Source organism: Arthrobacter sp. Soil764, from assembly GCF_001428075.1.
GTDB lineage: Bacteria > Actinomycetota > Actinomycetes > Actinomycetales > Micrococcaceae > Arthrobacter.
In genome coordinates this window covers 164,508-183,978 of the sequence record NZ_LMSI01000023.1, presented here as the reverse complement: position 1 = coordinate 183,978, position 19,471 = coordinate 164,508, and the positions used below count along the sequence as shown (strand labels likewise).

At 68.5% G+C, this 19,471-nt stretch carries 19 protein-coding genes; 9 read left to right on the top strand and 10 right to left on the bottom strand.

The annotated features are described in order from the left end of the window. The first annotated feature begins 40 nt into the window (after nt 1–40). On the top strand, nt 41–1,630 hold the full coding sequence (gene yczR, locus ASG86_RS17665) for a MocR-like transcription factor YczR (protein WP_056337421.1): 1,590 nt from the start codon (nt 41–43) through the stop codon (nt 1,628–1,630). A 108-nt stretch (nt 1,631–1,738) separates the two neighbouring features. Here the strand turns inward: yczR and ASG86_RS17660 are convergent, their stop codons facing one another. Both ASG86_RS17660 and ASG86_RS17655 read right to left on the bottom strand, forming a co-directional pair. Beyond that, nucleotides 1,739–2,431 (bottom strand): SRPBCC family protein, encoded by a 693-nt coding sequence (locus ASG86_RS17660; RefSeq protein ID WP_056337419.1) that lies wholly within the window; start codon nt 2,429–2,431, stop codon nt 1,739–1,741. Continuing rightward, entirely contained in the window at nt 2,428–3,084 is a 657-nt protein-coding gene (locus ASG86_RS17655; RefSeq protein ID WP_056337416.1) for a winged helix-turn-helix domain-containing protein, read from the bottom strand. Before ASG86_RS17655 ends, ASG86_RS17660 begins: the two co-directional genes overlap by 4 nt. Nucleotides 3,085–3,301: 217 nt before the next feature. Between ASG86_RS17655 and ASG86_RS17650 the strand changes: the two genes are divergently transcribed. Further along, a complete protein-coding gene (locus tag ASG86_RS17650) occupies nt 3,302–4,264 on the top strand; it encodes an RluA family pseudouridine synthase (RefSeq protein WP_056337413.1) in 963 nt (320 codons plus the stop codon). Here the strand turns inward: ASG86_RS17650 and ASG86_RS17645 are convergent. Then, nucleotides 4,236–4,766: an O-acetyl-ADP-ribose deacetylase gene (locus ASG86_RS17645; protein ID WP_056337411.1), complete on the bottom strand. Its 531-nt coding sequence runs from the start codon at nt 4,764–4,766 to the stop codon at nt 4,236–4,238. The genes ASG86_RS17650 and ASG86_RS17645 overlap by 29 nt on opposite strands. A gap of 34 nt (nt 4,767–4,800) precedes the next feature. Between ASG86_RS17645 and ASG86_RS17640 the strand changes: the two genes are divergently transcribed. Next, nucleotides 4,801–5,430 (top strand): DedA family protein, encoded by a 630-nt coding sequence (locus ASG86_RS17640; protein ID WP_056337500.1) that lies wholly within the window; start codon nt 4,801–4,803, stop codon nt 5,428–5,430. On the opposite strand, the gene ASG86_RS17635 is transcribed toward ASG86_RS17640, so the two are convergent. The 3 genes from ASG86_RS17635 to ASG86_RS17625 form a co-directional block, all read right to left on the bottom strand. Then, nucleotides 5,427–5,732, bottom strand: coding sequence for a hypothetical protein (locus tag ASG86_RS17635; RefSeq protein WP_056337408.1), 306 nt, complete (start codon nt 5,730–5,732; stop codon nt 5,427–5,429). The two genes, ASG86_RS17640 and ASG86_RS17635, sit on opposite strands and share 4 nt — an antisense overlap. Before the next feature lie 152 nt (nt 5,733–5,884). After that, entirely contained in the window at nt 5,885–8,692 is a 2,808-nt protein-coding gene (ppc, locus tag ASG86_RS17630) for a phosphoenolpyruvate carboxylase (RefSeq protein ID WP_056337405.1), read from the bottom strand. A gap of 113 nt (nt 8,693–8,805) precedes the next feature. Then, the gene (locus tag ASG86_RS17625) at nt 8,806–9,345 is read right to left on the bottom strand and encodes a hypothetical protein (RefSeq protein WP_056337402.1); all 540 of its coding nucleotides are present in this window, start codon (nt 9,343–9,345) and stop codon (nt 8,806–8,808) included. 92 nt (nt 9,346–9,437) lie between these two features. Here ASG86_RS17625 and ASG86_RS17620 point away from each other — a divergent pair, with 92 nt between their 5' ends. Continuing rightward, entirely contained in the window at nt 9,438–10,265 is an 828-nt protein-coding gene (locus tag ASG86_RS17620; RefSeq protein WP_056337400.1) for a DUF1684 domain-containing protein, read from the top strand. On the opposite strand, the gene ASG86_RS17615 is transcribed toward ASG86_RS17620, so the two are convergent. Together ASG86_RS17615 and ASG86_RS17610 are read right to left on the bottom strand one after the other, a co-directional pair. Then, nucleotides 10,262–11,467 (bottom strand): acyl-CoA dehydrogenase family protein, encoded by a 1,206-nt coding sequence (locus ASG86_RS17615; RefSeq protein WP_056337397.1) that lies wholly within the window; start codon nt 11,465–11,467, stop codon nt 10,262–10,264. The genes ASG86_RS17620 and ASG86_RS17615 overlap by 4 nt on opposite strands. Beyond that, nucleotides 11,464–12,258, bottom strand: a complete 795-nt coding sequence (locus ASG86_RS17610; protein ID WP_056337394.1) for an SDR family NAD(P)-dependent oxidoreductase — start codon at nt 12,256–12,258, stop codon at nt 11,464–11,466. Before ASG86_RS17610 ends, ASG86_RS17615 begins: the two co-directional genes overlap by 4 nt. 143 nt (nt 12,259–12,401) lie before the next feature. Here ASG86_RS17610 and ASG86_RS17605 point away from each other — a divergent pair, with 143 nt between their 5' ends. Further along, nucleotides 12,402–13,700 (top strand): glycoside hydrolase family 76 protein, encoded by a 1,299-nt coding sequence (locus ASG86_RS17605; RefSeq protein WP_056337496.1) that lies wholly within the window; start codon nt 12,402–12,404, stop codon nt 13,698–13,700. Here ASG86_RS17605 and ASG86_RS17600 read toward each other — a convergent pair. Next, entirely contained in the window at nt 13,697–15,334 is a 1,638-nt protein-coding gene (locus tag ASG86_RS17600) for a glycoside hydrolase family 32 protein (protein WP_056337390.1), read from the bottom strand. The genes ASG86_RS17605 and ASG86_RS17600 overlap by 4 nt on opposite strands. Before the next feature lie 160 nt (nt 15,335–15,494). Beyond that, entirely contained in the window at nt 15,495–16,097 is a 603-nt protein-coding gene (locus tag ASG86_RS17595) for a YdeI/OmpD-associated family protein (protein WP_056337387.1), read from the bottom strand. A gap of 111 nt (nt 16,098–16,208) precedes the next feature. Between ASG86_RS17595 and ASG86_RS17590 the strand changes: the two genes are divergently transcribed. From ASG86_RS17590 to ASG86_RS17575, 4 genes are all read left to right on the top strand, one after another. Then, on the top strand, nt 16,209–16,988 hold the full coding sequence (locus ASG86_RS17590; protein ID WP_056337384.1) for a hypothetical protein: 780 nt from the start codon (nt 16,209–16,211) through the stop codon (nt 16,986–16,988). Between the two features lie 9 nt (nt 16,989–16,997). Further along, nucleotides 16,998–17,537: an NUDIX hydrolase family protein gene (locus ASG86_RS17585; protein ID WP_056337381.1), complete on the top strand. Its 540-nt coding sequence runs from the start codon at nt 16,998–17,000 to the stop codon at nt 17,535–17,537. 88 nt (nt 17,538–17,625) lie between these two features. After that, nucleotides 17,626–18,657, top strand: a complete 1,032-nt coding sequence (locus ASG86_RS17580) for a DUF6707 family protein (protein WP_056337378.1) — start codon at nt 17,626–17,628, stop codon at nt 18,655–18,657. Nucleotides 18,658–18,729: 72 nt separating this feature from the next. Further along, a complete protein-coding gene (locus tag ASG86_RS17575) occupies nt 18,730–19,458 on the top strand; it encodes an SRPBCC family protein (RefSeq protein WP_056337375.1) in 729 nt (242 codons plus the stop codon). Nucleotides 19,459–19,471: the final 13 nt, after the last annotated feature.

Genomic DNA, 19,471 nt, shown 5'->3' with positions numbered 1-19,471 from the left:
CTGGCATTGGAATACATAGCCAGTTTGAGATACTGGCCTGATGTCTTCCCTTACCGCATCGGCACTTGCGCGCCTCCTGGGCACGTGGAATCCCGGCGCCTCCCCCGCTTACCGTGAGCTGGCCGACGTCGTCCGTCTCCTGGTGCTGGACGGCCGGGTAGCCCTGGACACGGCACTGCCCAGCGAACGTGCCCTTTCCGTAGCCCTGGGCGTCAGCCGGACCACGGTGACGGCAGCCTACGGCCACCTCCGCGAACAGGGCTTCCTGAGCAGCGGTCAGGGCAGCAGGAGCCGCACCAGGATTCCGCGCACGACGGCGGCGGGCACCACGGTGCTTCTTGGGCCACTGATTGGCGGCCCGGGGACGTCCGGGCAGGGAAAGGCGGCAGCTGCAGCTGCCGCCTTGGGCCCTGGTGCGCTGGGATTGGCAGCACCCGGGCTGGCAGCGCCGGAGGGTTTGATCGACCTGGCTTATTCGTCCCTGCCCGCCAGCGGCGAAATGGTGCACCGGGCCTTCGCGGCGGCCCTGACCGAGCTTCCGGCGCTGCTGCCCGGGTTCGGTTATGACGCCATGGGCCTGCTCCCCCTCCGCGAAGCAGTCGCAGCACGCTACACGGCTGCGGGTGTACCCACCACGGCAGGCCAGGTGCTGGTGACCTCCGGTGCGCAGCACGCCCTGAACATCATCCTTCGCGCCCTGACCGGCCGGCAGGACAAGGTGCTGGTGGAACATCCGAGCTATCCGAACGCACTCGATGCCATCCGTGCCGCGGGGTGCCGTGCAGTACCCGTGGCGTTCGCACCCCTTCAGGTCCTCCAACCCGCAGATTCCAGCAGGACAGGCGACCTGGCCACCGTGGCCTGGGACATGCAGGGGCTCAAGGCGGCAATCGTGCAGCAGCGGCCCAGGATGGCCTATGTAGTGCCGGACTTCCACAACCCCACCGGCCAGCTCATGCCGGACACCCAGCGCCGCCAGCTGGTGAAGGCGGCCGCGGCGGCCGGTACAACCCTGGTGGTGGATGAGACCCTGCGGGACCTGAACCTCGATGCCACCCACACAACTCCCGTGGCAGCGTTCAGCCCGGCCGTGGTGACCATAGGCACGCTCAGTAAGTCCCACTGGGGCGGGCTGCGAACTGGCTGGATCCGTGCATCCGAGGACATGATCCAGCGGTTTGCGGCAGCCCGGACATCCCTGGACCTGGGAGGACCAGTGATGGAACAACTGGCCTCGGCCCACCTGGTCCGCGCCCTGGACGAACCGCTCCCGGCCCGGCTCGCCGGACTCCGGGAGAACCGGGCAGTCTTGCTGGAACTCCTCGCAGGCCATCTCCCGGCCTGGGAAACCCTCTACCCTTCGGGCGGCCTGTCCGCGTGGTGCAGGCTGCCCGGCCCCACCAGCACCGCCCTGACGGTCATTGCTCCCGACTTTGGCATTCGGCTGGCGGCGGGGCCACGGTTTGGAATAGGCGGCGCCTTCGAGCAGTATCTCCGCGTGCCGTTTACGCTGCCGCCGGAAAAGCTGGAGACCGCGGTGCTGGCGCTGCGGGCCGCGCAGGACCGGCTCGACGCCGCCCCGCAACTGCGCCGGAGCCTTAGGAAGGCCCCGGACGTGGCTATTGCTTGACCGGCTGACCCGCCAGCACCGGAATCGCCGGATGTGTGCGTAACCGCCGGAGAGTTTCGGCGGTTACGCACACATCCGGCGACTGGGTCGCCAAACGGGGAGTCCCCTTTACGCGTACACGCGCTCCAGGAAGCCGCCCCAGGCCTTGGCCGTGGTTTCGGAATCACCGGCGCCGCTGAAGTCGTGGACGGTCATGCCCACAGGGGCGCCGAAAGCGTTGCGGCCGAAGAACCGGTAGAGGGCGTCCTCAGTGCGCAGGCCCAGGAAGTGCTCGTTCGAAAAGTCCACCTCGCCCGCAAGCCGGCCTACGCCGTCGAGCTCCACATCCACGGCAGCCCCCTGTCTGGCGGAACGAACACCCAACGCTTCGCGGAGCCGGATGAAGCCGTCCGTGGCCTGGGAGGCCGCCGGTGCCTGGATGTCCGTAAACACCACCGGCCTGCCGTCGAAGTACTGCAGGTATTGGCCCAGGGTGTGCAGGTAGAACTCGGTGTGGCGGCTGGCGCCGTCGTACTGCTGGTCCCAGTTGTCCGCGAAAATGCCGCTGTGGACGTAGTGCAGCCGGGCCCTGCCGCCGTCGAGCGGTTCCAGTACATGTTCCAGCTGGTTGAACCAGCCGTCCGGACCATCCATCCGGGAGACCAGGTGGTGCGGGTACTCCTCCACAGTCTTGACGTCCGGCCATTGGTCCGTGGGGAACATCCACCCGGGCGTTCCGCTGGTCACCGCTTCCCATACCCGCTCCGGAGTGCCGGGGAGCTCCATGTCGTAGACGATCTCGAAGTTGCGGCTGTCGGTCATTTGTCCTGCTCCTTGCCTGGATGGGATTCGTTGCGTGGATGGGATTCATCGGTTGCCTTGAGAGCACTGGACTCTTTAAGTGCAGGGTGCAGCGCCACGACGAGCCGGTGCCGCCGTCCCTTCGGTGACGCCCCGCCGTCGTGGTACTTGTCCACCAGCCGGGTGACCTCGGCGCCGAGCTCCTCGGCAAAGGCCGCACGGTCGGCGGCGGTGCGGAAGGTGATCTCGCCGTCGATGGCGAAGGTGGCCAGCTTCTGCCGGGCAGCGGCGGCGCCGGCAATCAGCTTCCCCACCTCCTGCACCATCCGGCCCGCGAGCGCCAGCAGCCAGAAGGCGGAGAAGCGGTCGGCGAACCGGCGCGGATCCGGGGATACTTCATTCAGAGCCGAGGGCGAGATCAGGTAGGAGGCTGCCGTGGCCTGCAGGACTCGCTCGGTCACGTTGCCCTTGCGGCGTTCCTCCACCAGCTCCACCAGCCTGTGCCGCTCCAGCGCCTTGAGATGGTAGTTCACCTTCTGCCGGGGCAGTCCCACCCGGACCGCCAACTGGGTGGCGGAGGACGGCTGGACGAGCTCCCGCAGGATCCGGGCGCGAATGGGGTCCAGGGATGCCTCGGCCGCTGCCGGGTCCTCGATGACTGCGATGTCCTGCATGCCTCCAGTGTGCCAACCGACAACTTTTCTTGTCAAGAACTTTTTTATCGTCGGAGGCGGGCTCGCCGGGAGCGGACTCGCCGGAAAGCGCTGGGATCGCCGGAACGTTCCGGCGTACTGGACGCGTTCCGGCGACCTGGACGCGTTCCCACGGTTCGGCGGCGGCAACCCCGGTGGCCGGCTTCGGCCACGGCGGCGCCGGTAGAATGGACCGGTGATGCAATCCCCCCTCCCCGTGCGCGACGGCGTCAACGCCACCCGTCTTCGCCTCCCGGAAGAGGGGCCGTGGGACACTGCAATGGACTACATGATGCACCGGTGGGGGCACATCGATCCGCAGGGCATCGAGGACAGGTTCGACGCCGGCGAGATCGTTGGCGAGGGCGGCATCCCCCTGAGCCGGCACACCAAACTAGAAGACCACACCTTCATTTGGTACTACCGCACCCTGCCGCCGGAGACGCGGCTGCCCGTGGAAATCAACATCCTCCACCACGACGGACACCTGCTGGTGGTGGACAAGCCGCATTTCCTGCCCACCACGCCGGGCGGCACGTACATCCAGGAGTCGGCCCTGGTACGGCTGCGGAACCAGCTGGAGCTGCCGGACCTGATCCCCATGCACCGGCTGGACCGGATGACCGCGGGCGTCCTGCTCTTCTCCACCAACCCGCAGACCCGCGGCAAATACCAGGTGCTGTTTGAAAAGCGGCAGGTCCAGAAGGAGTACGAGTGCGTGTCCGCCGCCGAACCTGCGCCGGGGTACCCCGCCGTCGAATTCCCCGTGGTGGTCCGCAACCGGATGACCAAGTCCCGCAGCTACCTATTGGCCGAGGTCATTGACGGCGAGCCCAACGCGGAAACCAGGATTGAGCGGCTGGAAACGTTCGACGGCGGGCCTGCGGCAGGTGCCGACGGCGCGGGGCAACGCCTGGCCAGGTACCGGCTGGAACCGCACACCGGAAAGACCCACCAGCTGCGGGTTCATATGGCGTCGTTGGGGCTGGGGATCGTGAATGATGCCTTCTACCCGGACCTGCTTGACAAGGCACCTGACAACTACGCCAAACCGCTGCAGCTGCTGGCCCGCGGCATCCGGTTCGTGGATCCGGTCTCCGGCAGGCCGGTGGAGTACCGCAGCAGCCTAAAGCTCAGCGAAGCGGCTCCAGCACGTCCCTGAACACCGCCTCCACCTCCTCCGTGTGCAGCACGAACTCCACCAACTCCAGGCTGCTTGCCGGATGCAGGGCGCGGAAGCCCACAACCGCGTCCAGCGCTGCTTGCGCCACCGCCGCAGCCGGCCAGCCGTAAGCACCGGCCCCCACCGCCGGAAAGGCCAGCGTTCCCGCCGCCAGGCTGTCTGCCAGCCGGAGGCTCTCGCTGAAGCAGGACACCAGGAGCGCGCGGTTGGTCTGGCCGGCGCGGCGGTTGGGTCCCACCGTATGGATCACCCAGCGCGCCGGCAGCCGGAATGCGGGTGTTGCCACGGCGGCCCCGGTCTGGAGGCCGTGCGGCAGCTGCATCGCGCGCAGTTCCCGGCACGCGGCCAGCAGTTCCGGCCCGGCAGCGCGGTGCAGCGCCCCATCCACTCCCCCGCCGCCCAGCAGCGACGCATTCGCGGCGTTCACCACCACATCCACCCGCCGCTGCGTAATGTCACCCTGCAGAACCGAGACCCGCATGCGGCCAGTTTCCCAAGTGCGGTACCTTGTGGCAATGGACTTCGGCAGCGTTGACAGCTGGGGGACGGCCCTCTATTTCTGGGTCATCCCGGTGGTCCTCGGCGATGCCATTTTCCCGCCAATCCCGTCGGAAATGGTGGTGATCACCGGCGGCGCGCTGTCTGCTGACGGCCGCGCCAACGTGTTCCTGGTCCTCATCCTCGCCGCCCTGGCATCCTGGCTGGGCGACATGGTGGTGTTCCACCTCTTCCGGCGGCGGCTGAGCCACGTGCTGGACCGCTGGAAGTGGGGCCGGCGCGTCCATTCCGGCATCCACGCGGCACTGGCCAAGGCCGGCCGTTCGTCCACCTACGGCACCATCATCGGGGCCCGGTTCATCCCGGGCGGCAGGCTGGCCACATCGGCCGCCTCCGGCATCGCCAACGTCTCCGTCCGCGGTTTCAGCCTCTGTGCCGGACTGGGCGCCGTCCTGTGGGCGTGCTGGCTGGTGGGCCTGGGCTACTTCACGGGATCAGCCACCAAACTGCCGTTCTGGGCGAGCTCGCTGATCGGCGTGGCCGTGGGCCTGGTGATCGGCGCCGTGGTGGGCATCATCGTGACCCGGCGGCGCGGCGACCGGTCCCCCGTGGTCGATGAACCCGATTCCCTCCCCGACGCAGGCTAGACGGGCAGCCACTTGCCGCGGCTGCGCCGCAGCACGCTGAGTGGGCCTGTCAGCGCAACGCGTTCGACGGCGTCGCGCATCATGGCTGCCGACTCCACCGCCTGGCGGTTCTCGCCGCTGTACTCGCTGGCTTCCACGAGGAAGCGCAGGTTCAGCTGCGGGACGCCGCCGGCGAGCTGGAGCTGGTGCGCCTCCACGTGGTGGCGGGTGCCCAGCGCCTCGACGGCCGCGTCCATCACGGACTCGGGCGGATTGCCCGGCCGCAGCCCGGTGATTTTGAGGCGGGTCTGGAAGGAAGGCATGCCTCCAACCCTATCCAAACCCCCGCTCACCTCCTGCGCCTAAAACCGGAACGCCCGCTCACCTTCCAGCTGGAGGGTGAGCGGGCGTCTCGGGAAAAGCCGTCAAAGGTGAGCCGGCGTTTCGGGAAAAGCTGTCAAAGGTGAGCGGGCGTCTACCCGGTGTTGCGCAGGCCTGCCGCCACGCCGTTGACGGTGATCAGCATGGCCCGCTGGAGGCGTTCGTCGATTTCCGCTCCGCTGATTTCGCCCTCGGTGCGGATGCGGCGCAACAGTTCCACCTGGAGGTAGCTGATGGGATCCAGGTACTGGTCGCGGATTTCCAGGGACCGCTTCAGCGTGGGCTGTGCGTCCAGGAGCAGGTTCTCGCCGGTCAGCTTCCGGACCTCGGCCACGGTGAGCTCATACTCTTCCCGGATGGCCCGGAACAGGTGGTGCAGCTCCTGCGGTACCAGGGTGGCCACGTAGTAGCCGGCGATGTCCATGTCTGTCTTGGCGAGCGTCATCTCCACGTTGGACAGCACCGAGCGGAAGAAATGCCAGTGGTCCATCATCTCCACCAGCTGGGCGGAATGTCCGGCCTCACGGGCGGCCTTGAGCCCGGAGCCCACGCCAAACCAGCCCGGCACGATCTGCCGCGACTGGGTCCAGCCGAACACCCACGGGATGGCGCGCAGGCCACCCAGGCCGGCGCCGGAATCCGGCCGCTTGGACGGACGGGAGCCGATGTTGAGGGAACCCAACTGCTCCACCGGGGTGGAGGCCATGAAGTAGGCAGGCAGGTCCGGGTGGTCGATCAGCTTCCGGTACCGGTCAAAGGCGGCGTCCGAGATGGCCTCCATGACGTGCCCGTACCGCTCCCGCTGGTCCTCCGAGGTCCGCGGATCGCGGTGCAGGGCCGAACCCTGCAGCACGGCGGCCAGGGACAGTTCCAGGTTTTCGCGGGCAAGCTCCGGCAGCGAGTACTTGTCCGAGATGACTTCGCCCTGCTCGGTGAACTTGATTTCGCCTTCCAGGACGCCGTTGGGCTGGGCCAGGATGGCGTCGTAGGTGGGCCCGCCGCCGCGGCCCACGGAGCCGCCGCGGCCGTGGAAGAGGCGGACGCGCACCCCGTGCTTCGCGGCAACGTCGCGCAGCTTGCGCTGGGTCTTGTGGATCTCCCACTGGCTGGTCATCACGCCGGATTCCTTGTTGGAGTCCGAGTAGCCCAGCATCACTTCCTGGATGTCGCCGCGCAGCCGCACCAGTTCACGGTAGGAGGGGTCGGACAGCAGCTGGTCGACGATCTCGGCCGAGGCCCGCAGCTCCTCCACCGTCTCCAGCAGCGGCGCGAAGCCGAGCCTGGCGTAGGGCTTGTCGCCGAAGAGGTTCACCAGGCCGGCTTCACGGGCCAGCACGGCGGCGGCCAGGACGTCGTCGGCGCCGCGGGTCATGGAGATGATGTACGTCTCGATGACGTCCGGGCCGTACATGCGCAGGGCCCGGCGGATCTCGCGGAAGACGTCGTAGGTTCCGTCGGCCGCGCCGTCGAGCTTGATCGGGTGGCCGGACAGCGGGCGGCGGGAGGCCAGTTCGGAGCCCAGCACCTCGAAGCGCTCCTTACGGCTCAGCTCGGCGTAGCGCAGTCCGGGGCCGCCGATCCGGTCCATCAGCTGCCCCACGGCGTCGTGGTGGTGGTCCGCGTGTTCGCGGATGTCCAGGGTGGCCAGGTGCAGGCCGAAGGAGGCGATGGCGCGGCGGACGCGGGCCAGCGCGCCGTCCGCGGCCAGGGCTGCGGAGTGGTTGCGCAGCGACAGTTCCAGCAGCTGCAGGTCCGCCATGAGTTCATCGGTGCCGCTGTAGTCGCGGCCGTGCTCGTGGTTGGTGTTCGCGGCCACGCGCTTGCCGGTGTTGATGAGCTTGGCCTTGATGCAGGTGAGCTTCAGCCGGTACGGCTCCTGGGCGTTCAGTTCCAGGACCCGCTTGTCCAGGCCGGGCAGCTTCTTCAGGTCCTCATCGATGGACTCGAGCAGCGCATCATCCGCGCCTGCGAGCGCCGTGGAGTTGGAGAGGATGGAGATCAGCTCATCGATCATGCCGATGCTGATGCGGATGGCGCTCTGGTTCTGGATCTGCAGGATTTCGCGGGTCACGGCGGCCGTGACGTTCGGGTTGCCGTCGCGGTCGCCGCCGATCCAGGAGCCGAACCGGATGGGGGCGTCCTTGGAGGCCAGGGTGACGCCGTGCTCGCCGAGGAGTTCGGAGAGCTCGGAGAGCATTTCCGGCATCGCGTCGGTGAGGATGCCGCCCAGGTAGTAGATGGCGTTCCTGGCTTCATCGACCGGCGTGGGCCGGACCTGGCGCAGTTCGTCGGTCTGCCACATCTGGTCGATGATCTCGGCCAGCTGCCGGTCCTGCCGGCGCCGGGCGGTGGATCCTTCGGCGGTGGGCTGGGACAGGACGTCCGAGAGCTTGCGGATCTTGTCCAGGACGGAGCGGCGGGAGGCCTCGGTGGGGTGTGCCGTGAAAATGGGGCGCACGTCCAGACCGTTGACAACTTCCTGCAGGACTTCAGGACCGGCCTGGGCGGCGATGTCCGCCACGGTCTTGGCCAGCCAGCCGTCCTTTTCGGCCCGGGTCCGCAGGCCGCGGACCCGGTGGACCTGCTCGGCGGCGTTGGCCAGGTGGAAGTAGAAGGCGAAGGCGCGCACCAGGTCGGTTGCCTGCTCGATGGGCAGGGAGCCCAGGAGTTCACGGACCTGGGCAACGACGTCGTGGGCGCTCCACGGGCCGGTGGCATGCGCGCCGCCGCGGGCCGCTTCCTTGGATTCCTTGGTCAGGAGCCGGACCTGCTCCACGAGGTCCAGGAGTTCCGGTCCGTGCTGGCGGACCAGCGATTCCCCCAGCAGGGTGGAAACGCGCCGGACGTCCGCGCGCAGTTCGGAGGCGAGATCTGTTTCGGGCGCTGTTGCAGTGTGTGCCATTGACGCAATCTTTCGAGGGTTTTGGACTTGGCTCGTACACTGCGCTGGATACTGTGAGCCACGTTACTAGCTAAAGATGCTACCCCCGGCGGGTTGCAGCAGTGGAATCCGTCTCAAAAGATGTCGCGGTACCCCACGTGGCGCTTCACTCCGTCGAGCTCGGCACGGAGTTGCGCCACCTCGGTGCGCCAGGCAGCCATCTCAGCGTTCCGACGGCGGACCCTTCCCGCCTGGACGGCGGCGGCTGCCAGCGCCACCGGCACCGAAACGGCCAGGGCCCAGCCTGCGGCTGCGAAGAAGTCCAGCGCCACAGGCAGCGCGGCGCGGAAGTCGATGAAATCGTTGACCCCGCCCGCCATGCCCTCCATGGCGCCGTCGAGTGGCGCCAGGAACTGGCCCACCACCGGGGTCCCGGAAAGCGACGGCGGGACGAGCCTGGCCTGCGCGTCCCCGCCCCAGCGCCCGTCCGCCAGGTGGTTCAGGACGTAGATGCCGGCGCCAACGTTTGCTGCCATGAAAACGGCGACGGCGGTGAGCGCGGCGAGGTCTGCACGCCGGCGGCGCCAGAGCAGCACCCCCGCGCCGGCGAGCAGCGCCGCCAGCCAGGTCAGTGCCGCCAGCCATTCCCGGTTTACTCCTGCAAGGATGTCCACTCACCCATTCAACCCCGGCGGACGTCCAGCCGCGGGAACAAGCGGCATGCGGCAAGGGTTGTAGCGGTGGCAGAACCCAACCGGAAGGAACCATGGCCACCACCCCAGCCACCAAAGTCGAGCGCTGGCAGCGCTTCCGCACCAACCGCGACAACGCCCTGGCAACACCGCACGGCTGGCTCACCCTCACCTCGTTCCAGTGGCTCGAAGGCTCCCCCGCCGCCGTCGACCTGGCCCCCGGCCTGTGGTCCACGGACGGCGCGGGCACGACGGCGTTCCTCACCGCCGTCCCGTCGGACGGGCTCACGCTGGTGGAGACCGGAGAACAGGTGGACGGCACCATTTCCGCCGTCCTCGCCGACGAGGAGTCGCTGATGTGGGTGCAGTTCGGCGGGCCCAACGGGGACCAGGTGGTGATGGAATTGGCCATGCGCGGCGGGCGGTACGCCATCCGCACCCGGGACTCGTCGTCGCCGGTTTTCACAGACTTCGACGGCGTCCCCACCTATCCCTACAACTCCGACTGGGAGGTGACGGGCCGGTTTGAGCCCTACCCGGCGCCGCTGGACGTACCGATCGGAACCGCGAACCCGTTGGTGAACGGCGTGCACCGCAGTGTGGGCGAAGTGGTTTTCCGCCTCCCCGGCAGCAACCACGAATTCCGGCTCCAGGCGGAGGAAGAGAAACTCGGCGCCCTGACCGTCACGTTCCATGACGAGACCAACGGCGACACCACCGACGACTGGCGGAAGCTCTCGCTCCCCCGCCCCCGTCCGGACGGCTCCGTGGTACTGGACTTCAACCGGGCCATTAACTACCCCAGCGCCTTCACCCCCTACGGCACCTGCCCCATGCCGGTGCGGAACAACAGCCTGGACATCCGGGTGGAGGCGGGCGAGAAGCAGCCGTACCCCGCTTAGGAGATGGCCGAGATTCCGGTAATGGCGCGGCCCACGATCAGGGTGTTCACCTCGAACGATCCCTCGTAGGTGTAGATGGCCTCGGCGTCGGCGAAGATCTTGGCCATCCGGTAATCGGTAACGATGCCGTTTCCGCCCAGGATGGACCGGCCCAGCGCCACGGTCTCGCGCATCCGCGCACTGAGGTAGGACTTGGCCAGGGCCACCTGCGCCATGTCGGCGGCGCCCTGGTCCTGGAGCCTGGCGATCCCGGCCATCATGGCCATACTGGCCACGGCGTTGCCCAGCATGGTCACCAGCTGCTGCTGGATCAGCTGGAAATGTGCCAGCGGCCGGCCGAACTGCTCGCGTTCCACGGCGTACTGCCGGGCCACGTCGAACGCCGCCAGCTGCTGGCCCACCGTCTGCCAGGCCACCATGATCCGGGAGCTGCGCAGCAGTTCCTTGGTGTCCTCGAAGCTGCTGATCCCGCTGAAGCGGTCCGCCTCCGCTACCCGGACGTCCCGGAACACGATGTCCGCGTTCTGGACCGTGCGGAGGGCAATCTTGTTCTCGATCCTGGTCCGGCTGACCCCCGGCAGGGTGGCGTCCACGATGAAGCCCCGCACGGCACCGTCCGCCTCGTCCCGGGCCCACACCAGCATGTAGTCGCAGAACGTCCCGTTGCCGATCCACCGCTTGGCGCCGTTGAGCACCCAGGTGTCGCCGTCGTCGTCCGCTTCCCCGGTGCTGGTGGATATCCGCCGGGCCCGCGTCTCCATCCCGCCCGCCACGTCCGAGCCGTGCAGGGGTTCGGTGAGGGCGAACGCCCCCGTGGTGCGCAGCTCCGAGGCGTCGGCAAGCAGCCGCTGCTTCTGGTCCTCGCTGCCGAAGGTGTGCAGCGACTCGACGAAGAGATCGTGGTGGACCAGGAAGAACGTGGCGAGGGATGTGTCCACGCGGGTTATTTCCGCGATGACCAGACCCGCGAACAGGTGGCTGTAGCCGCGGTGGGCGGGCGTGCTCAGTTCCAGCGCGGCCAGCTTGGGCAGGATGTGGGCGGGAAACTCTGCCTTGTTCCACCAGTCGGCGGCGTGCGGCGCCACCTCGGCTGCCAGGAAGTCCCGCAGTTCGGCCAGCTTGTTCCGCTCGGCCTGGCCTAGGAGCGACTCGACGGCGAAGAAGTCGGCCTGCGGCAGCTGCGACACGTGAGGCGCGCTCATTTCGGCCCCATCCGGATGGCGCCGTCAAGGCGGATGGTTTCGCCGTTCAGCATGGCGTTGCCCACGATGTGCGCCACCAGGTTGGCGTACTCGGCCGGCTTGCCCAGCCGGGACGGGTGCGGAACCTGGGCGCCCAGCGACTCCTGCGCCTCCCGGGGCAGGCCGGCCATCATGGGCGTTTCGAAGATGCCGGGCGCAATGGTGACCACGCGGACCAGCGAGCGGGCCAGCTCCCGCGCGATGGGCAGCGTCATGGCAGCCACGGCCCCCTTCGAAGCGGAGTAGGCGGGCTGGCCAATCTGCCCGTCAAAGGCGGCCACGGAGGCGGTGTTGATAATGACGCCGCGCTCCGGGCCACCCAGTTCGGTGACCGCGGGCTCGGTGGCCACCATCGCTTCGGCGGCCAGCCGGAGGACGTTGAAGGTGCCGATCAGGTTCACCTGGATGACGCGGCTGAATGCTTCCAGGGGCAGCACGCCGTCGCGTCCCAGCACCTTGCCGGGGGTGGCGATCCCGGCGCAGTTCACCACGATCCGGAGCGGCCCCATCCCTGCAGCGGTCCCGACGGCGGCCCGCACGTCAGCCTCGCTGGTCACGTCTGCAGGGGCAAAGGCGGCGGCCTGGCCTGCTTGGGCACGGCCGTTGAGTTCGTCCGCCGCGGCCTGCCCGTTGGAGGAAGGGAGGTCAACGAGGACTACGGACGCCCCGTCGTCGAACAACCTCTGTGCTGTGGCTGCCCCCAGCCCGGAGGCGCCGCCTGTCACCAGTGCGACGCTGCCTTTGATGTCCATACATCCTCCTTGATGCGTGTTCCCGTGCCGCGGCGCGGCCTCGAGCAACAGTTAACGCATGTTAACTGAAATTAGCCGCTGCCGCACTCTTGGCGGACTTCAGGCTGCACCCGGGCCGCAGTGGCACGGTTAGGGTGGACGGCATGACTTCCAGCAACTCCTTGACCGCCTGGCAGGACAGGGCTGACCATGCGGCCCAGTCGGTGACCGCGCTGTTCGGCCGGAAACTGCTGTTCCTGCCCGGAACCCACCTGGGCGCCGTGCTGTGGCAGGGCAGGCACCCGGCGGGGCAGGACCAGACTGGACCCGGGCCGGGCCAGGCAGCACCGGGACAGGAGCCGGGAGGCGGACGGCGGGGATGGTGGCTCGCGGCGCTCCGGCGTGTCCGGCCGGCCGCAGCGCTGGCCCTCCCGTGGCACTACTGGTGGCAGGCCCATTACGTGGACTGCCTGGTGGACACCGGCCGCCGGGAGCTGGGCGGCGGAGCCACCCCCGCAGCCCGGTTCAACGGCCCGGACAGGCCCAGCGCCGGGCGCCTGGCCTCACGGCTGGTCACCGGAATCCGGCTCCGCAACGCCCTGACCTTCGTCAACAACTACTACGACGACATGGCCTGGCTGGCGCTGGCAACGCTGCGGCTGGACGGGCTGGCCGAGGAGACGCGGCGCCCCGGCCGCCGCCGCAACGCCACAGTCCGCGCGTCCCTGGCGCTGCAGTTTGACGCCGCCTGCACTGACGACCTGGGCGGAGGTGCGTTCTGGAGCAAGAAGCGGGACTTCAAGAACACCCCGGCCACCGCGCCCGTGGCCTTGTTCTACGCCCGCACCGGCCAGCACGGCAAGGCACAGGCACTGCTGGACTGGCTGGACGCCACCCTCTTCGACCAGGACCAGGGCCTGTACCTGGACGGCGCCCGCCTGAACCCCGCGGGCGAAGTGGTGCTGGAACGCGCGGTGTACACCTACAACCAGGGTCCGGTGTTGGGCGCCCTCCTGGAACTGGGCGGCGACGCCAACCTCGCCCGGGCTGCCACCTTGGTGGACGCGGTAGGCCTGAAGCTCACGGTTCCGGGCAGTACCGTCCTACGCTGCGAAGGAACGGGCGACGGCGGCCTGTTCACCGGGATCCTCTGCCGCTACCTGGCACTCGCCGCAGCCGACCCCCGGCTGCCACAGGCAACCCGGGCCACGGCTGCCCGGCTGGTGACGGACACCGCGGAGGCGTTCTGGTCCGGCCGGCGCTCCGTGGAACCGAAAGAAGGCCGATCAAGGCTTGCGGGCAAGAGCGTCTTCTCGCTGCACGCCGCCCAACCTGCCGCTGCGACGTACCCGCCGGGCGCCGTCGTCGAACTTTCCACCCAGCTGCAGGCGTGGATGACGCTGGAGGCTGCCGCGGCCGTCACCGCGGCACTTCCCGGCCGCAGCACCCCGGCCGGAACCTAGCGGATGCCGGCCAGCGGGGTGACGGCGCCGGCCCTGAGAGAGACCGGGCCGTCCACCGCGAGGCGGGCCTCCCGGTGGCCCGCCGGCGGGAACACCAGGGCCGTCAGGGCCTGCCCGTCCACGAAGACCTCGACGGAGGAGCGGTCCACGTAGGCAGTGAGGCGCACGGTGTCCCCGGCGGCCCGGGCCTCGACCGAACGGGCCTTGCGGTACTCGTTGGCCCCTTCCGGACCGCTGGCCTTGCCTTGGCCACCGGCCGCGGCATCGCCGTCGCGGACCACGTAGGCCCGGCCGTCCCGGAAGTCGTAGCCGATGGTGGCGTAGGTGGTCCCGCCGCTTTGCAGGAGCAGCCGGGCATCCCCGGTCCCGTTCCCGGGTTTTTCCAGCTCGACGTCCAGCTTGAACGCACCGCTGTCGGGCACCTGGAGCGGTTGCCCGTCCCTAAGGCTGCCCGCCGGGACCTGCGCCGGCTCCCCTTCGAGGGACTTCAATGCCGTGGTGGGCGATGACGCCAGAGCCGGGCGGCCGCCGTCGGATACCAGCCGGATGTCGCGCACCAGCGAGGCGGAACCGAACCAGCTCTCCGTGGGAAGCTCCCTGGCGTAAGCCCAGTTGTTCATCCAGCCGATGGCGTGCCGGGAGGCCTTCCGCCGGCCGTCGCCAAGCCGTGGATCATCCCAGGTGACGGCCGCGTAGAAGTCCGGGCCGCCGTCGAGCCACTGGTGGCCGCCATCGGCGGTGAAGGCCTTTCCGTCAAACCCGCCGGTCCAGTAAGCCATCCCGGTGGTCCGGCCCTCCGCCACGCCGTTGGCGCTCGCCGCCAGCACCCAGGTGCGCTTGGCGGGATCGCCGTCGACGTCCATCTGGAAGAAGTCCGGGCACTCCAGGATGCCCAGCCTGTCCTGCTGGAAACCCGACACGTACGTCCACTGTTTGAGGTCCTTTGACGTGTAGAAGCCAATCTTGGATCCCTCGGCGAGCAGCATCAGCCACTGGTTGTTGGCGTCGTCCCGGACGATGCGCGGATCCCGCCAGTGTTCGGCGCCGGGGTTCTCCATCACCGGGTTTTGCCCATAGCTCTGGAAGCTGTAGCCGTTGTCCGTGGAGTAGAACAGGGACTGGCGCTGGACGCCGTCGTCCTGCTGGGTGAGGACCGCGATCACCGCCCCCTTGCCAAAACCGGCTGTCCCCTCCGTGTCCACCACGGCGGAGCCCGTCTCGATATCACCCAGGCCGTTGCGGAACTTCTGGATGGCCACGCCCTCGTTCTTCCAGTGCACCAGGTCCGTGCTGGTGGCGTGGAACCATTCGGTGCCGTTCCCCTCCGGATAGTCCGCGTTGTAGAGGTAGTAGTAGTGCCAGACGCCGTCCAGCAGGAAGGGCCGCTGGGGATCGTTCATCCAGCGCTGGTCCGGGGTGAGGTGGTACGCAGGGCGGTAGCCGGGGCCGTCAGCCGGGGCAGCCTCCGTGGGCGCGGCCGTTGATTCTCCGGCTCCCGGCTGGACGCCTTCCTGCTGGTTTCCTGCCAGCACCAGCGCACCGGCCACCACCAGCACGGCCACGGCTGCCGCGAGCCACAGGAAGGCCCGTCGCCGAAGGGCGGCTGGAACGGTTCGGAAAAAGGTGGGAGGCATGGTTGCGTCGATCCGTCGCTGAACGCACAAGTGCGTCCCCCGGGTTCGGGAAACGGCACCAGTGCAAGTGAACCGTCAATCCTACCGGCCGGGCCGCCGGGAACAGAATCCCGGACTGCCAAGCTGCTGCAGGTCCTGCCCGTGCTAGTGATTGCCCGCGCTAGTCCTGGCCGGCGGGGCGCTTCTTCTGCGGAAACGGGGTTTCGCCCCGGGCCAGCATGTCCACGAACCCGGCGATCCGGCGCTCCCGGGTTGCTGCCTGCTTCGCGGAGTTGGTCCGGTAGACCAGGGCGAACAGGTTGGTTTTGGTCAGGACGTCGAACATCGCCTGGGCCGCGGGGTTTGCGGCAATGGCGGATGCCAGGTCTGCCGGGACTTCCAGATCTGCCTGCCCGCCGTAGGCCGCGTCCCAGCGGCCATCGGCCTTGGCCGCCTCGACGGCTGCCCTCCCGGCGTCGGTCACCTTTCCCGCCTCTTCCAGGCGGGCGATGTGCCCCACGTTCCGGGCAGACCATACGCTTCGTGGACGCCGCGGCGTCATCCGCTGGTAGGAGCTTTCGTCATCCCGGCGCCGCAGCTGCCCGTCAATCCAGCCAAAGCAGAGGGCCTCGTCCAGCGCGGCCGGGTAGTCAAGGGCGGTGACGGTGCCGCCCTTTTTATGCAGGACCAGCCACACGCCAGGGCTGGTTTTGTGGTTTTCCTCCAGCCAGGCGCGCCAGGCAGCAGCGTCAGGTACCAGCAGTTCCTCAAGGTCATCGGCCATGGCCCAATTCTGCCCGTGCAATCCCCTGCCACAAGCCCCGTGTGCGCCGGCGCGTCCGGTGGCATCATGGCCATACAGCCGCACACACCATTTCTCACCAAGGACAATGCCATGCTCCGAGTCCGTCCCGTCCACTTCACCTCCCGTATTGAGTCCTGGAAGCAGTTCCTGACCGCGCTGGGAATGGTCCAAACAGAGGACGACGGCGGATGGCAGGTCTTCGACTCCGCGTCAGGCCGCCTGGCTTTGCATGGCGCTGACGCCGGGTCCGGCCAGGACGGCCGCACCGTTTTCGCCGTGGAGGTGGGCGACGTGGCGGAGTTCGCCCGCCGCACCAACCTGTCGGCGCAGGAAGACGGGACACAGGACAGCGCGCAGGAAGACGGGGCGCACGCGGACGGGACGCAGGCGGCGCAGCTGGCGGAACTTGTCACGGCGGACCACGGCGAGGCCTGCGGGATCAGCGCGCCGGACGGGTTCAGCTTCCTGGCGGACAAGGCCCTCCATGGCGCCCAGTGCGCCGATGCTGACCCCGCGCTGGCGGTCGCCGCCGTCTGGTACACCGCCGAACCCGGGGCTGCCATCCGCACCCTGCTGCATGTCGGCGCGCGTCCCCGCCCGGTGCCGGACAACGACGAAACCGCGGACTTCACGGCCAAGAACGGCGGCGTGCTCCTGGTGCGGCCGGCGTCGGGGCCTCCGCGCTCAGGCCTGGGCTTCGAGTACGACGGCGGGCTGGAACCGCTGCATGAGCGGCTCACCGGCGCCGGTTTCGCCGCCAGCCTGACTGAGGAGGCCTTTGGCAGCACCCTCCACGTGGCCAATCCGGACGCGGGCAGCCCCAACGCGCCCGCCACGCTTTGGATCTCCCAGCGGCGCCCCATGGGGTAGAACTTAAGCATGAACGTGCGCACACCTGACCCGAATCCCGGCTGGCTCTCAGAAGAAGACCTCTTTGAGGCGCGGGGGCGGCTGCCCATGGTGTACGTGGAGGCAGTGCCGGTGAGGCTGGATCCGCTGGGGTACGTCAACGAGGTGGGCACACTGCTGCAGGCAGACGCCGACGGGACCATGGTGCGCTCGCTGGTCTCCGGCCGGGTCATCTACCGCGAAACCATCCGGGCCGCACTGCTGCGGCACATGGAGAAGGACCTGGGCCCCCTGGCGTTTCCGCAGCTGCCGCTCAGTCCCGTGCCGTTCACGGTGGCCGAATATTTCCCGGCGCCATCCCAGACCGGATTCACGGACGAGCGGCAACACGCCGTATCCCTGGCCTACGTCATCCCGGTCACGGGCGAATGCGAGCCCCGCCAGGACGCCCTGGAGCTGACGTGGATGACCCCCGAGGAAGTCCTCAGCCCGGGCGTCCAGATGGAGTTCGTGGGCGGCCGCGGCGGCCTCATCCGGCAGGCCCTGGCGTTCGCAGGTGTTGGCTTCTGACAACCCCGCCGGGACGTGGGGGTCCCCGGTTTTAGGCGTCCGCCTTTGTAGACTGTAGGGCGGACCGCAAGAGAACTTAAGGACTCCCATGACCGAATCACCAGCCGCCAGGCACCACCGTGAACAGCAGGCTGGATCTCTGACCACCGGCACCCACATCCTCCTTCCGGACGGCCGGCGTACCGCCGAAATCGACCAGGTGGAGCTTGAGCACGACGACTTCGGCTCCCCGGCGCTGGTGCTGGCGAGCCTTTCCGGCGGCGGGACGTTGCGGGTGGCCATCGGCACCACGGTCACCGTGGTTGACGGAGCGCACGACGACGTCACCCAGCTTCCGCTGCCGGCCAACCTTCCGGAGGCCACACCGCCGCTGGAAACCGCCGCACCTGCCGATGGGCGGCAGGAGCAGCCCGGCCGCGGGACGGGACCCATCAATGTGACGCCCGCCGTCGTCGTACCTCCCCTGCCGCCGGTACCGCCTGCGGTGACCGGGCCCAGCGAGGAGGAACTCGCGCTCATCCCGGCGCCGGCCGGCACACCCGAATCCGTGGTGGAAGCGGCCGCCGAGGCGCATCCGGATGCGGAGGGCGTCCTGCTCCTGGCCGACCGGCTTTCCAAAGGCGTCAATTTCAAGTCCGGAAGCTGCCTGAAGGACCTCAGCGACCTGGCCCACGAACTGTTCATCACGCTCAAGGACGCCGACGGGGCACTGTCCGTGGCCGACCTCCTCACCGTGCTGCCCTACGACGGGAACCCCGGCCGGTGGACCTCGGTGGAGGCTTCCCTCGCCCTGGCCAGCTACATTTGCCGGCAGGATGGCCAGAACGCGCGCGCCGAGGTCTACGAAAAGCTGATCCGCACCCCTGAGAACCAGGAAACGGACCCGTTCAAGGCGCGCATGGCGGCCAAGGTGCGCCAGCGCTCACTCAACGAGCCCAACCTGTACGACAAGGAAATCTTCCGCTCCATCGACAACTCCAACCACGACGCCGAGCGCGAATGGCGGCTGCTGCGGCTGGAGTCCCTGTTGTTCCTGCGGGCGCACGGCGGTTCGGAAACCATCGGGATGTCCGAGCTGGAACGACGGATCAGCAACGAGCTGGAGGCCGTGCGCTCCTGAGCGCCGGAGCGGCGTCCGGGCGGGGGAAATTACCCCTACCCGGGGCGTGGCCGGAGTTGTACATTCGGGGCTATGACCAACAATCTCAGCGTAGTGATCAACGCCGACGCGCCGCAGGTCTGGACCATGCTGCGCGAACCGTCCAAGGTGGCCCAGTGGCACGGCTGGCAGGCCGGGGACCTGGACTCCGAGATCAAGGAGATCTACTTCTCCGGCGACGTGGAGGAATCCGCGGACCACACCCGCCTCACCGTCCACGGCGGGGACACCTTTGAGCTCCACCCGGAGGCCGGCGGAACCCGGGTCAGCGTGACCCGCGGGGCCATGGACCATGACTCCGAGTGGGCTGCCTGGGACGAGGACATCACGCAGGGCTGGCTGACCTTCCTGCAGCAGCTCCGCTTTGCCCTGGAACGCCACCCGCACGGCAAGCGGCACACCCTGTTCCTGCACTTGACGGAAGGGAAGGGCTCCGCGATCGAGAAGCTCGGGCTGGCCGATCTTCCTGCCCCGGGCGAGCCGTACCATGTGACACTGGACACCGGCGAGGAGATCAGCGGCAAGGTCTGGTACCGGACCAGCCACCAGGTGGGACTCACGGTGCACAACTACGCCGAGCACGGCGAAGGGCTGCTGGTGGTGGCCGACCATCCCGCCATCAAGGACGTCCGCGCAGAGGGTGAAGGCTCGCTGGTCATCGCCTCTACGTATGACCTGGGCGCCGGCAAGCTTGAGGCCATCCGGTCCGAATGGGACTCCTGGCGGACCAGAAACTACCCGGACTCGGAACCGGTCAGCTGACCCCGTCTGCTGA